This is a genomic window from Pseudomonas sp. DF11 (assembly GCF_058148565.1).
The window spans coordinates 663,283-676,427 of record NZ_JBYVYN010000001.1 but is presented as its reverse complement, the minus strand read 5'-3'; the positions used below and the strand labels follow the sequence as shown (position 1 = coordinate 676,427).

Sequence of the window (13,145 nt, the reverse complement as noted above, 5' to 3'; positions counted from 1 at the left end):
CGACAGATCGCTCTGTGAGGCAGACTACCCCGATACCGGATCATGACAGCAGACACACAGCTTGTTGCCGTCGAGGTCTCGAAAGTAGGCGCCGTAATAGTCGGGGTGGTAGTGGGGTCTCAGTCCCGGCGCTCCCTCACACGTTCCGCCCAGCGCCAAGGCTATTGCATGGCTGCTCCTGACGATCTCTCGGCTCGGCGCCAGTAGCGCCACCATCTGACCATTACCGGGCGAGTTTGCCTTGCCGTCAAAGGGTTTTCCAATCACGAAAATCGGCCGGGGAGAAGTTTCTGAAACCCAGCCGGCCCAACCTTTGGTGGCGTCGCAAAATTTCAACTTGAGACCCAGTCCGGTCATTATCTTTGCGTAGAAATCCAAGGCTCGGTCAAAGTCGGCGATACCTAAAAAGACATGAGAGAGCATGATGACTCACCATTTTGCCTATGAGAGCGAAGGAGTTTGGCGCGAAACGATAGACGGTGAAAGGGCTAGCTGCGGCGCAATCACCCACACGCTGCACGGCAGCTTGTCCAGCAACTCTTCCACGGCGCTAACGTCAGAACGGTCCCAGCTTGAGCGGGTACTCAATGACGATATACAGCCGGTCGATGTCATCGCCGCCCTGGCTGCTGTTGGCGCGATGGGTGACATGGGACAGTTGCAACGACAGGTCCTTGGCCGGGCTTGACTGCACGATGTAGTGCAGGTCCAGGTCGCGCTCCCAATGACGTCCGCCGTCCCCCTGTTGTGGACGGTAGTCGCCGGTGTCGCTATCGAACGGGTTGTAGGCACCGCCTTGGGGGGCATGGCTGCCGTCGATTCCGCGTCCAGTCACATAACGGGCCATGAAGCGCAGGCCGGGGATGCCCAAGGTGCCCAGGTCAAGGTCGTAGCGCGCTTGCCATGAGCGCTCGCCGGGGCCGTTGAAGTCGGCATATTTGATCGAGTTGGCCAGGTAGATGGAGTCGCCGCCGACGAAATCGAAGGGCGTGTCGCCGTTGATTTTCTGATAGGCCAGGGTGAACGCCTGGGCATTGAGCCGGTATTTGCCGCTCAGGCTATAGGCGGTGGTGTCGATGGCCCCGGCGACGGCCTTGCCATAGTCGCGGGTGTGGTAGAGGTTGCCGTCGAGGAACAGCTCGCCAAGCGTGGCGTGCAGATTGGCGTAGTACTGGCGCCAGGTATCGCTCAGTTCGGAGGCATAGAGCGCACCACCGAGGGCTTGGCCGGTGAGCAAGTCGGCGCCGATGAAATCGATGGCGCCGTGGCGCGTCGTCGCCCCATAGCCGGAAAAATCGCCCTTGCCGGTCGAGGCGTCCTGATTCTTGAACGCGCTGAAATGACCCGCTTGCAGGTCGATCCCTTCGAACTCTCGGCTGGAGAGCAGCAGGCCGCTGGCGTACTCCGGTTGCAGGCGCTTGTCCGCGGTGTCGAATACCGGACTTTCCACGGTCATTTCGCCGACCGCCAGGGTGGTGCGTGAGGTGTTGAATTTCAGCGCGCCGCCCGCGCTGGAGTACTGGTCTTCGCTTCGTCCATCCCCATCCAAGGGCAATAATCCCGTTCCGGAGTGCCCCTTGCCGCCGTCCAGTTTCAGTCCCAGGAATGCGTGGGCATCGATGCCTACGCCGATCGTACCGGGAGTGAAGCCGGACTCGAACGAAGCGATGAAGCCTTGGGCCCATTCCTGTTTGTAGCTTTTGCCCGCCGGGGCCTGGGTGCGATAGTCATTGTTGAGGTAGAAGTTGCGGCTGAGGACTTGCAGCGACGCCCCGTCGAGAAAGCCAGGTGCGCTTTGTGCGGGTTCTGCCGCCATCGCCGACGCGGTGCTGCCTGTGAGCACGGCGAGCAGCCAGAACGGCTTCAAGGTAGCGGTTGAGTATTGTGGTGCAGGCAACATGCTTCGTTTCCGTGTGAGATGGGTGGGCGAAGGGGGCTACGCACAGCCAGGTGTGTAGGGTTGAGCACGCAATTGCCGGCAACGCCAGGCAAATGGATTGATGCCTTCGCTGTGGGTGAAGATGTGGCAAAAGTGCGCCTGATCGCAGAACCCGCATTCCAGGCTGATTTGCGTCAGGGTCAGGTCGGTCTCCCGGATCAGTTGTTTGGCCCGGGCGATGCGCTGGCTACGGATCCAGGCCTGCGGGGACTGACCGGTGCTGCACTTGAAGGCTCGGGAAAAATGACTGCGGGACAGGGCGCAGGCCTTGGCCAGTTCAGCGATTTCCAGGGTGTCGCTCAGGCCGTCGAGAATCATTTTCTTGACCAGGCTTTCGCGCCAGGGAGACAGGCCACCAGTAGCGGGTTTGCGCGTTGGCTTGATGGGCACCTTGACGGTGGTGTGCGATGGATGAGCCATGACTAAGATTCCGTGTCACTGGGAAATGCCCGGCGCACCGCACGGTGGGTTGGCAGCTTCCCGCTTGAGAAAACAGGTCTGAGCAGAGGACTTCATTCTTGGGCGCGGAGCGCGGGCATGCGAGTTAAACGTTGTTAATTGCGTTCGGGTACGGCGGCCGAGCGCGCACTCATTCAGCACATGGCTGCAATTTTTGCGCTGTGAGGCGAGTGCATGATGACCTTCTCCGGCTGGCGCATGAGTAGCCGTTCTTCCGACTCGATCAAGGTGAAGGTATGAAGCATTCTCTGGTGTGCGCACTGCGCGGAGCGGGCCTGGCATTGGCGCTGACATCGTTGGGCGCCCTGGCCCAGGCGCCGCTGCAGGCCACTCAAGTCCCCGGTTATTACCGCCTGGCGGTGGGCGACTACGAAGTGACGGCGCTGTTCGACGGCTACAACGATCTGTCGCCCAAGCTGCTCGAAGGCCTGAGCCAAAGCCAGATCCGCGCCTTGCTCGCCCGTCGCTCGATTGAAACACCGGGAGTGCAGACCGCGTTCAACGCTTTTCTGGTCAATACCGGTCAGCAACTGATCCTGGTGGACACCGGTGCCGGCCAGTGCATCGGCGCCACGGCTGGAATGCTCTCGGCGAACATGCAGGCCGCCGGTTATCGTCCGGAGCAGGTCGATGCCATCCTGCTCACTCATTTGCATCTGGATCACGTGTGCGGGCTGGTCGACGACAAGCAGCAACCGCTGTTCGCCAATGCTACGGTCTATGCGGCGAAGGCAGAAGCCGATTACTGGCTCGATCCCCAAGCGATGGCCAAGGCACCCGCCGGTGCCCGGGAGTTTTTCAAGATCGCTCAGGATTCCACCGCGCCTTATGTAGCAGCCGGCCGCTTCAAGACCTTCGCCAGCGGCCAGTCACCGCTGTCCGGTGTCGATGCCGAGCTGGAGCCAGGGCACACGCCGGGCAGCACCACGTACCGCTTTACCTCCCAGGGCCAGAGCATCCTGTTCATGGGCGACCTGGTGCATAACCTGGCGGTGCAGTTCGAGCATCCCGAGGTATCGATTCGTTTCGATGTCGACAATAAACGGGCGATCAAGAGCCGGGCCAAGGTGTTCAACGAGGCAGCCACCGCCAAGACCTGGGTGGCGGCGGCACATCTGCCGTTTCCAGGCATGGGGCATATCAGTGCAGTGGGCGGGCACTTCCAGTGGGTGCCGGTCGAGTATGGGCCTTATCAACGGGCCGCCAAGGTGCCGATGATCGAATGAAATCCGATTGCTTGCGCCGATAAAACGGGCCTTTCTCCTGCCGGAGCAACTGCCCACCCTCAACACCCGGGGCTCGGCGTCAGCGTGTTTGGACCTGGGCCTGCAGGTGTCCACCGACAATGGATATTTCCTTGAGCTGCGAACCGTCGCGCACGACGAACAATGCGTCCATCCCGCGCTCTTGTGCCAAGCGGGGGCCGTGGGTTTCGCCCAGGACCATCAACGCTGTAGCCCAGGCGTCGGCGAGCATGCATGAGCTCGCCACCACCGTGACGGCCGCGAGGGCGTTGCACAGGGGCGCGCCGGTGGCCGGGTTCATCGTGTGGGCGAAGGACTGCCCCCTGACGTCGACCCAGTGTCGGTAATCCCCGGAGGTGGCGATAGCGGCGTCGCTGAGTTCCATCACCCCCATGACCTCACGCACGCCTCGACGGGGCTTTTCCATGGCCACGACCCAAGGCTGCCCATCCGGTTTGCTGCCGCGGGCGCGCATCTCGCCGTCAATGCCTACCAGGTAACGCGTGATGCCAAACCTGTCCAGGCAGCGAGCCATTTCGTCGACACCAAAGCCTTTGGCAATGCCGTTCAAATTGAGGTTCAGCTGGGCCTGTTTGCGCACCTGGTTGCGGTGAGAATCAACGACCAGCGCTGCACTGGTCGAGCGTCGAGTTGGCGCAGGCAACCCATCGAGCGCCTGTTCGGTGATGGACAGTTCGCCGGGACCGAATCCCCAGGCGTCGACCAGATCGCCGACGGCGATGTCGAAGGCGCCGCCCGATTGCCGGTTGACGCGCAACGCCGCAGACAGAACCGTGGCCAGTTCATCAGGCACGGTTATCCATTCCTGCAAAGGCGCGGCGTTGAGGCGATTGAGGTCGGAATCGGGTTTCCAGGTGGACATTTGCTGGTCCACCCGGGCCACGGCGCGTGTCAGGCTGTGACTGATTTGGCGGGTGTCGAGCTCGGGTCGGGCATAGAACAGGGCGGTATAACGGCTGCCCATAGTCTCGCCGTTCAAGCTGTAGCGCTGCCATTCAGTAGACGTCTTCACGGTAGCGTCCTTGTGCCTTGAGGGTTCTCACATTCAGGTGGAGCGGTGCCAGCACTTCGTCCAGGGCCAGCACCACCCCCTTGGCCATCTCGCGACCGCCGCATACCAATACCTGGGCGCCTTTTTCAATCAGCCGGCGCAAGACCTGGGCATCGCTGATCAGCCGGTCTTGTACGTAAGAACGGTCGCTGACCTGGGAAAAGGCCGCGTGCAATGCCGTGAGGCGATGGTCCGCCAAATAATGGTTGAGCTCGGACTCGTAAAGGAAATCCGAGGTCGGATTGCGCCCGCCCCAATACAAGTGCATAGGGTGATGGGCCTTGTTGTTGCGGATAAAACCGGTCAGCGGGCCGATGCCGGTACCGGCACCAATCAGGATCACCGGATGAGCGCCCGACGCGGGACGAAATTGCGGGTTGGGCTGGATAAAGGCCTCGATCGGCGCGCCGATGTACAAGCCGTGAAGATATTCCGAACACATCCCACCTTTGTGTTTGCGCACACAGATCTCCAGCACGCCGTCCCGTGAATCGCAGGCCAGGGAGTAGAAGCGTGGGACAGGGCTGCCCGGCGGCAGAATGCCAACCAGATCTCCCGCTTCAAAGTCCGGTAACTTTCCCGTCGCTTTGAAACGCAGTACGTGCGTAGGCGCCTCCACCTGTTCGCCGTAGGCAATGCGCTCGGCCAACACCAGTTGGTGGGTTTGTGGCTGCCGCGGGGTGTGGACCAGCGTCAGGTCTTGCCCCAGCACTTCGCCCAAGGCGTGCCCCCAGCGAGCAAACTCCTGGGAAGATTGGCGATTGATGGTTTCCAGCCCCATCAACGGTGTACCACCTGCCTGCAACAAGGCTTCCTGCACCTGATGGGCAAACTGACAGAACTGCGCAAACTGCCGGTCACCGAAACCCAGTATGGCAAACGGCTGGCCAGGTTTCAGGCCGGCGCTGGCCAGCCGTGCCAGGAACTGCGAAGCCGAGGCCGGAGCATTGCCGTCACCGTGGGTCGCGGTGAGGATGAACACCCGTTGAACGCTGATGTAGTCGTTGGTGTATTGATTCATCGCCGCGCTATGCACCCGGTGGCCTGCCTGGCGCAAGGCATCATGCAGGGCGCTGGCAAAGCCCCAGGTGGTGTTGGTCTCAGTGCCGACCAATATCACGCTGTCGGCGGTTTGCGCAGTGCTGTTATGGCGGATGTCCGGCCCGGCCTGGCGGCGACGCCACCACATCTGGATACCGGTGACGCTCATCAATGGCACGCAGAGCGCACAGGCGCCGAGCAACAGGCCCAGCCACCAGAGCCCTTCACCGGTGTGCAACTGATAGATCAATTCGTAGAGGTTGTGCATCGAACCGTGGGCTTGATAGGACAGCAGGGTGCCGCTGACCGGGTCCACGTAGCCGTAGCCCCGGGTCGTGCGCAGGGAAAACACGTCTTGCGGATTACTCGGGCTGGGGTAAACGAGCTCGCGCAAGTCATTCAGGTCGGTGGCCTGCAAGGCTTTCAGGCTCGCCACCGGCAAGGCCGGGCCTGCGCTGATGCGGTCGGGGAGCGCGGGCTCGATCTGACTGCCGTCGGCGATGAAATCGAAGGTCGTGGCACACATGTAGAGACCGCTCAGTGCCGATAACAGCAGCCCGAGTACCGCCAGGCGTCCGGCTTCAGCGTGCCAGCGCTGGCTGAAGTCGCCCCGCAATGGCCGCCACAGGTTGCGCCAGCCGCCTACCCGTCGAACCAGCAACAGCGCTCCAGACACTGCCAGCATCAGCATGAACAGCGCGCCGGCACCCGCCACCCCGTGGCCCGCTGTGCCAAGAAACAGCGAGCGGTGCAGGTCTTTCGTCCAGCGAGAGAAGGTGGAGGCCTCGTAAGGTGCTAGACCCTGTCCGGTCAGTGGATCGACCTTTTCGGCCCCGACCTGACCGGCCTGATTGAAGTAGACGATGACGGTCCCGGATGCTGTGCGCTGGATCTGTTCCACCCCCGGAAAGTGGTCGGCGACGCGTCCGGCCAACTGGCCGACATTGACTTGCCCGACCGCAGTGGAGGTGCCGTTCAGGCGTTCCAGGGCCGGATCGACAGACAATATCGCGCCGCTGATGGCCAGGAGCATGACCAACAGGGCGGCGAACAGGCCGGGCAGGGAGTGGAGCTGGCGAAGCATGTTGGGCCTCCGCAAATGACAGGTGCTACAGGTCGTAGGTAAAGGATTCGACGTAGGTATTGCCGGCCGCCGGCTTACCTGCACCCGCAGAGGTCAGAGGTACGCTGACATCGGCGCGGGCATCACGTTTGTCCTCCACGGCGCTGTCGATACGGATTTGGTAACCGGCATCAATCAGGGTGTCCGCCAGTTCGATGCTGACCTTGAGCGTGTCTCCACTGCCGACGCTGGCGCCGCTGACTCCATCGAACTCGCTCGGGCTCATCTTGCTACCACGGGCCCAGTCGGCCAGGTGCTTGTAGTACTTGGCCTTCTTGCCGGCTACCCAGAGGGTTTTCTGATACTGGCCTGTGGCATCTGTGAGGTAGATCGCCAGGTATGCGTCATTGCCGCTGTAGCGCTTGAGCTGAGTGGTCAGGGTCACTTCACGGGCCTGGGCCACCCCGGGTAGGGCGATGACGCCGGCCAGGCAAGTTGCAGCGATAATTTTTTTCATGGGATTTTCCTTTGGATCGTCACGTCGAGAGCTTGGCCCCGCTTGCTGACAGCAACCTGAAGCACAGCAAGACTCGTCGACAAAATAAATGAACGTCACTGGCCAGTCGGGTTGCCGAGGTAGTCCTTGGCGTCATCACCTTCCTGGAAGTAGATCTCGAGCTTGCGCAGGTGCAACGACGCCGGTGAGAAACTGGCTTCAATGGGATTGCCCTTGCGGTCCAGCCCCCTGAGCTCGTAACAACCGTCGTCAACCTTGATGCGCTGCACGCTCCAGCCGTATCGCTGTTCTACCTGCTGGCGCAAGGTTTCCCGTGGTTGCCAGTCGCTGACCGGTTCGCTGCAGTCGTCATCGGCCAAGGCGTAGCCATTGACCAGCACACTGACCAGCGCAGTGCCAGCGATAAAGCCTGATTTCATGATCTGTCTCCTGCCGGGGTTTCGTCGTTGGCATACCCTACGGTGCATTCCTGACAACCAGCTGAATCTTCAGATTCACGTCAGATAAGGCGGATAAGGTGCCGCACGACCACCATCACAGGAGCTCCCAGATGCGAGTTTTATTGGTTGAGGACGCGCCAAGGTTGGGGGAGGCGGTGCGCGAACAGATCGCCGATGACGGCCACGCGGTCGATTGGGTGCAATGTCTGGCTCATGCGCGCAACGGCGTACGCACGACGCCTTACGACCTGATCCTGCTCGACTTGATGCTGCCGGACGGTCGCGGACTGGACTTCCTGCGCCAGCAACGCGGCGCCGGAGATGTGACTCCGGTGATCATCCTGACTGCCCAGGACCAGATATCCGATCGCATCGCCGGCCTCAATGCCGGGGCCGACGACTACCTGGTCAAACCGTTCGATCTGTTTGAACTTTCGGCCCGTGTGGCGGCGGTGGCCCGGCGGTACAGTGGCAACCCCAACCCGCAGATCAGAATCGGCGAATTGCACATCGACATGAGTGCTCGGACGCTACAACGGGCCGGCGTGCCTGTGGACCTGACGGCGCGGGAGTGGGCGTTGTTCGAGGCTTTCATCCAGCGTCCCGGCGCGTTGCTGTCCAAGACGCAGCTTGAAGAGCGTCTGTACGCCTTCGGTGCGGAAATCGAGAGCAATACGATCGAGGTCTATATCAGCCGGTTGCGCAAGAAACTGGGTCGCGACTTCATTGAAACCGTGCGTGGCATGGGCTACCGGCTGTTATCCGCATGAGTACTTCGTTCAGCCTGCAAAAACGTCTTTGCCTCGGGTTGACGCTGGGCATGACCGTGCTTTGGCTTGCCGCGACCGTCGGCACTTGGCGGGTGGTGCAGCATGAGTTGGATGAGATGTTCGACAGTGCGCTGGCGGAAACTGCGCAGCGGATCCTGCCCCTGGCTGTACTGGAAATCAGCAATCGTGAGGACGCGGGCAAGACCCAACGGGTGGCGGCGTTGAAAATGCACAAGGAATACCTGACCTACGTGGTGCGCGATGCCCAGGGCAAGGTGCTGATGCAGTCTCACGACGCCAAGCTGAAAATCTTCGGCAAACAACCGGCAGAAGGTTTCACCACTTCGGGAAAATACCGCCTGTACGGCGCCAGTGCGCTACGCGAGTCGGTGTTCATCGAAATCGCCGAACCTCTCGGGCATCGCCGCGAGGCCGCGCGGGAAGCCTTGCTGGCTTTGCTGTTGCCGTTACTGGCGTTGATTCCCGTCAGCCTGGTGAGCACCTGGTTATTCGTACGCATCAGTCTGCACAGTGTGCTGGCCTATCGTCGTGCCGTGGAGGCCCGTGGCGCGGGTGATCTTTCACCGATCAAGGTGTCGCGCCTGCCAGCGGAAATCAATCCGCTGGCTGAGGCGGTCAATCATTTGCTGGAGCGCATGCGCAAGGCCTTGGAGGCCGAGCGCAGCTTCACCGCCAACAGTGCACATGAATTGCGCACACCATTGGCCGCGACTCTGGCGCAGATCCAGCGCTTGCATCGCGAAGCACCCGAGGGACCGCTGCGCAGCCGGGTGGAAAAAATCGAAAGTGCCTTGCGCGAATTGGCGCGCCTGTCAGAAAAACTCATGCAACTGGCCAAGGCCGAGGGGGGCGGGTTGTTGTCGCAAACGCACCAGGACCTTATTCCGCTGCTGGCCCATGGGGTGGACGAGTGGCGTCAAAGCAGCACTCGCCAGATCGAACTGCAACTCCCGGCCCAGACCTCTGTGTACTCGACCATAGACCCGGATGCTTTCGGGATATTGCTACGTAATCTGATTGAAAATGCACTGAAGCACGGTGCGGAGGATAAACCGATCGAAGTCATTCTGAATGACCGGGGGGAGTTGCGCGTGATCAATGGCGGGCCGGTTGTGCCCGTACCCGTCCTGCAGCGCCTGACTGAACGTTTTGTGCGAGGCGAGAGTCAAGCCCATGGATCGGGGTTGGGGCTGGCGATTGCCAAAACGATTGTGCAGGGGATCAATGGCCGAATCGAACTGTTGTCTCCGGCAAAGGATCGGCAGGAGGGCTTCGAGGTGCGGATCTGGCTACCGCTTGCCACCATGACAGGTGAGCAGACTGATGGCCATTTGTCAGCCAGCTAGCCTGCGCATTCTTGACAATCAATCTGCTTGGGCAAATACTCGCGCCCATATTCATATATATGACTAGATAACAAGGTGAATAAGGTCGATGAAAGCTCTCCCCAGCGATGTCCGTCTGCCGCTCTATCAACGCTTGCGCGACCAATTGGCCGAGCAGATCGCCAACAATCGCTGGCGCCCGGGGGAGGCGATCCCGACTGAGGCTGCGTTGTCGGCGGAGTATCAATTGTCCACCGGTACTGTGCGCAAGGCTGTCGATGCGCTGGTCAGCGAGGGCATCCTGGAGCGTCAGCAGGGGCGCGGCACTTTCATTCGCCGGCCGCAGTTCCAGTCGTCGCTGTTTCGTTTTTTCCGCTTTCAAAGTGCATCGGGCGAACGTCGGGTTCCCGAGAGCCGTATCCTGTCCGTGGAGCCGGTGGCCGCGCCTTCGGCGGTGGCCCAGGCGCTGGGGCTGCCGGTGGACGCACCGGTCATTCGCATTGTTCGAGTGCGTCTGCTGGAGGTGAAACCGGTGCTCGCCGAAGAAATCTGGCTACCCCGCAGCCGCTTCCAGCCCTTGCTCGAGATCGACCTGAGTCAACAGGGCCCGCTGCTTTATCCCATTTACGAAGAAACCTGTGGCCAGGTCGTCGCCTATGCCGAAGAAACCCTTACCGCCGAATCGGTGAATGAGGTGCACGCGCGGCTGCTGCATGTACCGGTCAACAGCCCCGTGGTGGTGATCGAACGCCTGGCACGGGACTACGCCGGCAATCCGCTGGAATGGCGACGCTCGCGCGGGCATGCCGAGCATTTCCGCTACAGCGTGGAAATTCGCTGACCCTGCCCGGCTAGGGCGTTCAGCGGCGCGCTGGTCGCCGCTGTCTTTATTGAATCGTTTGCCATCACTGGCCCTGTAGCGGCGCGGTTCGCTCTCGGCTGCCTTTTGTTTCACTCATAAGGATAAAAGACATGTTCAGTTGGTATCGCCAAGTCACTGCGCGGGAGCGCAAAACGTTCTGGGCCTGTTTCGGCGGATGGTCCCTCGACGCTCTTGAAGTGCAAATGTTCGGCCTGGCGATACCGGCGCTGATCGCCGCGTTCGCCCTGACCAAGGGCGATGCCGGGTTGGTCAGCGGCGTGACCCTGGTCACTTCGGCCCTGGGCGGTTGGGTCGGCGGGACGCTGTCGGACCGCTACGGTCGGGTGCGCACGTTGCAGTGGATGATCTTGTGGTTTTCGTTCTTCACCTTCCTGTCGGCGTTCGTCACCGGCTTCCACTCGTTGTTGATCGTCAAGGCGCTGCAGGGCTTCGGGATCGGCGGGGAGTGGGCCGCCGGTGCGGTATTGATGGCCGAGACCATCAATCCCAAATACCGCGGCAAGGTCATGGGCACCGTACAAAGCGCTTGGGCGGTGGGTTGGGGGCTGGCGGTCGGCGTCTTCACGCTGATCTACTCCCTCGTGCCGCAGGATATGGCCTGGCGGGTGATGTTCGTCGTGGGCCTGCTGCCGTCGTTCCTGATCATCTGGGTGCGGCGCAACGTTGAAGAGCCCGACAGTTTCCAGCGCCTGAAAAAAGACAACGTCATTCCCCAGAGTTTCTTCAAATCCCTGGCCGGCATCTTTCGTCCCGAGTTGATCCGTGTGACCTTGTTTGGCGGGTTGCTGGGGTTGGGTGCGCACGGCGGTTACCACGCCGTGATGACCTGGCTGCCGACTTTCCTCAAGACCGAACGCAACCTGTCGGTGCTCAACTCCGGCGGCTACCTGGCGGTGATCATCTTCGCCTTCTGGTGCGGTTGCGTGGTCAGCGGTTTGTTGATCGATCGCATTGGCCGGCGCAAAAACATCGTGCTGTTCGCGCTGTGCTGTGTGGTGACCGTGCAGTGTTATGTATTCCTGCCGTTGACCAACACCCAGATGCTGTTCCTGGGGTTCCCGCTCGGCTTCTTCGCGGCCGGTATTCCGGCGAGCCTCGGGGCGTTTTTCAACGAATTGTATCCGGCGGATGTGCGCGGCGCCGGCGTGGGGTTCTGCTACAACTTCGGCCGGGTGCTCTCGGCGGTGTTCCCGTTCCTGGTCGGCCACATGAGCGATTCCATGTCCTTGGGCTCGGCCATTGGCATCGACGCCGGGATTGCCTATGGCGTGGCGGTAATCGCAGCGCTTTGCCTGCCGGAAACCCGCGGCCGTAGCCTGGAAGCCACGGCTGCATCGGCGCCAGTGGTGCAGAGTAGTGACAGCCAGGGCGCCCGGGCCTGATTTTCCCTTATTGTCGATAGATGAAACCCATGTTTGATACCCGCACCACGCCGATTGCCGGCATTGACTGCCACGCCCACGTGTTCAGCCGCGAGCTGGAACTGGCCGCTGTCCGGCGCTACACACCTGATTATGACGCCACGCTCGCTCAATACCTGAGCCACCTGCACGCCCACGGCTTGAGCCATGGCGTGTTGGTGCAGCCGAGCTTTCTCGGCACCGATAACCGCTACCTGCTCGCTGCACTACGGCAAGCGCCGGAGCAGTTGCGCGGCGTCGTGGTGCTGGAGCGGGACGTCAGCCGCGCCGTGCTGGACGACATGGCCCGGCTGGGCGTGGTCGGTGTTCGCTTGAACCTGATGGGCAAAGCCTTGCCTGATTTTCGCGACGGTGCCTGGAACGGTTTTTTGGGTCACCTCGCGGAGCTGGATTGGCATGTCGAGTTGCATGCCAACCTGGCGGACCTGCCGGGGCTGATCGGCCAACTGCTGCCGTTCGGTATCCGGTTGGTGGTCGACCACTTCGGTCGCCCGGATGCGCGCCTGGGGCTGGATCAACCCGGCTTTGCCCGATTGATGGAGTTGGGACAAGGCGGGCAGGTCTGGATGAAGGTGTCCGGCATTTATCGATTGGGCGCAACGGCCCCGCAGAACCTTGAATTCGCCCGCGCCTCGTTGACGTTGCTGGAACAATCTTTCGGTCCCGAGCGCTTGGTGTGGGGCAGCGACTGGCCGCACACGCAGCATGAAGAAAGTGTCGGCTTTGAAACGGTCATGGGGCAGTTGCGCGCATTGCAGTGTTCGGCGTCACTGATGCATGCGTTAATGGTCCAGGCCCCCCAGGCATTATTCAGGTTTTGAGGCGCAAGGCCTGTGACGTCGAGTTTTCCTGAACTCGCCCGGTGAATAGGGATCTAGACTCCATTGAAGCCCTGTGAGCAGTAGCCGTATCCGTCTCTAGAAGGATTTGCGCGCTGGAAGCATCGGCCC

Annotated in this window: 13 protein-coding genes; 6 read left to right on the top strand and 7 right to left on the bottom strand. The window is 61.3% G+C overall.

From position 1 onward, the window contains the following. Positions 1-24: 24 nt before the first annotated feature. From AC30D9_RS02825 to AC30D9_RS02815, 3 genes are all read right to left on the bottom strand, one after another. Complete coding sequence (locus tag AC30D9_RS02825; protein WP_307572030.1) at positions 25-423, bottom strand: VOC family protein; 399 nt, start codon at positions 421-423, stop codon at positions 25-27. A gap of 133 nt (positions 424-556) precedes the next feature. After that, complete coding sequence (locus tag AC30D9_RS02820; protein WP_490143373.1) at positions 557-1,900, bottom strand: OprD family porin; 1,344 nt, start codon at positions 1,898-1,900, stop codon at positions 557-559. Positions 1,901-1,936: 36 nt separating this feature from the next. Further along, complete coding sequence (locus AC30D9_RS02815; protein ID WP_307572032.1) at positions 1,937-2,359, bottom strand: helix-turn-helix domain-containing protein; 423 nt, start codon at positions 2,357-2,359, stop codon at positions 1,937-1,939. Between the two features lie 275 nt (positions 2,360-2,634). Here AC30D9_RS02815 and AC30D9_RS02810 point away from each other — a divergent pair, with 275 nt between their 5' ends. Next, complete coding sequence (locus AC30D9_RS02810) at positions 2,635-3,624, top strand: MBL fold metallo-hydrolase (RefSeq protein ID WP_307572033.1); 990 nt, start codon at positions 2,635-2,637, stop codon at positions 3,622-3,624. A gap of 79 nt (positions 3,625-3,703) precedes the next feature. Here the strand turns inward: AC30D9_RS02810 and AC30D9_RS02805 are convergent, their stop codons facing one another. From AC30D9_RS02805 to AC30D9_RS02790, 4 genes are all read right to left on the bottom strand, one after another. Then, a complete protein-coding gene (locus AC30D9_RS02805) occupies positions 3,704-4,675 on the bottom strand; it encodes an FAD:protein FMN transferase (RefSeq protein ID WP_490143372.1) in 972 nt (323 codons plus the stop codon). Further along, entirely contained in the window at positions 4,659-6,839 is a 2,181-nt protein-coding gene (locus AC30D9_RS02800; protein WP_490143371.1) for a PepSY domain-containing protein, read from the bottom strand. The genes AC30D9_RS02805 and AC30D9_RS02800 overlap by 17 nt, the downstream gene beginning before the upstream one ends. A 25-nt stretch (positions 6,840-6,864) precedes the next feature. Next, positions 6,865-7,335 carry a DUF2271 domain-containing protein gene (locus tag AC30D9_RS02795; protein WP_307572036.1) on the bottom strand — a complete coding sequence of 157 codons (471 nt, stop codon included), beginning with the start codon at positions 7,333-7,335 and terminating at the stop codon, positions 6,865-6,867. 95 nt (positions 7,336-7,430) lie between these two features. Next, complete coding sequence (locus AC30D9_RS02790) at positions 7,431-7,754, bottom strand: PepSY domain-containing protein (RefSeq protein WP_307572037.1); 324 nt, start codon at positions 7,752-7,754, stop codon at positions 7,431-7,433. A 131-nt stretch (positions 7,755-7,885) separates the two neighbouring features. On the opposite strand from AC30D9_RS02790, the gene AC30D9_RS02785 reads away from it, so the two are divergent. The 5 genes from AC30D9_RS02785 to AC30D9_RS02765 all read left to right on the top strand — a co-directional run bounded on the left by AC30D9_RS02785 (position 7,886) and on the right by AC30D9_RS02765 (position 13,016). Continuing rightward, positions 7,886-8,545: a response regulator transcription factor gene (locus AC30D9_RS02785; protein ID WP_307572038.1), complete on the top strand. Its 660-nt coding sequence runs from the start codon at positions 7,886-7,888 to the stop codon at positions 8,543-8,545. Beyond that, complete coding sequence (locus AC30D9_RS02780; protein WP_490143370.1) at positions 8,542-9,912, top strand: sensor histidine kinase; 1,371 nt, start codon at positions 8,542-8,544, stop codon at positions 9,910-9,912. The genes AC30D9_RS02785 and AC30D9_RS02780 overlap by 4 nt, the downstream gene beginning before the upstream one ends. A gap of 88 nt (positions 9,913-10,000) precedes the next feature. Further along, positions 10,001-10,732 carry a GntR family transcriptional regulator gene (locus tag AC30D9_RS02775; protein WP_134924593.1) on the top strand — a complete coding sequence of 244 codons (732 nt, stop codon included), beginning with the start codon at positions 10,001-10,003 and terminating at the stop codon, positions 10,730-10,732. A 131-nt stretch (positions 10,733-10,863) separates the two neighbouring features. Next, complete coding sequence (locus AC30D9_RS02770) at positions 10,864-12,156, top strand: MFS transporter (protein ID WP_134924592.1); 1,293 nt, start codon at positions 10,864-10,866, stop codon at positions 12,154-12,156. 29 nt (positions 12,157-12,185) lie between these two features. Continuing rightward, on the top strand, positions 12,186-13,016 hold the full coding sequence (locus tag AC30D9_RS02765) for an amidohydrolase family protein (RefSeq protein ID WP_134924591.1): 831 nt from the start codon (positions 12,186-12,188) through the stop codon (positions 13,014-13,016). Positions 13,017-13,145: the final 129 nt, after the last annotated feature.

Coding starts and splice junctions, on each gene's coding strand:
- AC30D9_RS02810 (WP_307572033.1), top strand. CDS start 2,635: ATGAAGCATTCTCTGGTGTGCGCACTGCGCGGAGCGGGCCTGGCATTG.
- AC30D9_RS02820 (WP_490143373.1), bottom strand. CDS start 1,900: ATGTTGCCTGCACCACAATACTCAACCGCTACCTTGAAGCCGTTCTGG.
- AC30D9_RS02825 (WP_307572030.1), bottom strand. CDS start 423: ATGCTCTCTCATGTCTTTTTAGGTATCGCCGACTTTGACCGAGCCTTG.
- AC30D9_RS02790 (WP_307572037.1), bottom strand. CDS start 7,754: ATGAAATCAGGCTTTATCGCTGGCACTGCGCTGGTCAGTGTGCTGGTC.
- AC30D9_RS02765 (WP_134924591.1), top strand. CDS start 12,186: ATGTTTGATACCCGCACCACGCCGATTGCCGGCATTGACTGCCACGCC.
- AC30D9_RS02815 (WP_307572032.1), bottom strand. CDS start 2,359: ATGGCTCATCCATCGCACACCACCGTCAAGGTGCCCATCAAGCCAACG.
- AC30D9_RS02800 (WP_490143371.1), bottom strand. CDS start 6,839: ATGCTTCGCCAGCTCCACTCCCTGCCCGGCCTGTTCGCCGCCCTGTTG.
- AC30D9_RS02795 (WP_307572036.1), bottom strand. CDS start 7,335: ATGAAAAAAATTATCGCTGCAACTTGCCTGGCCGGCGTCATCGCCCTA.
- AC30D9_RS02770 (WP_134924592.1), top strand. CDS start 10,864: ATGTTCAGTTGGTATCGCCAAGTCACTGCGCGGGAGCGCAAAACGTTC.
- AC30D9_RS02775 (WP_134924593.1), top strand. CDS start 10,001: ATGAAAGCTCTCCCCAGCGATGTCCGTCTGCCGCTCTATCAACGCTTG.
- AC30D9_RS02785 (WP_307572038.1), top strand. CDS start 7,886: ATGCGAGTTTTATTGGTTGAGGACGCGCCAAGGTTGGGGGAGGCGGTG.
- AC30D9_RS02780 (WP_490143370.1), top strand. CDS start 8,542: ATGAGTACTTCGTTCAGCCTGCAAAAACGTCTTTGCCTCGGGTTGACG.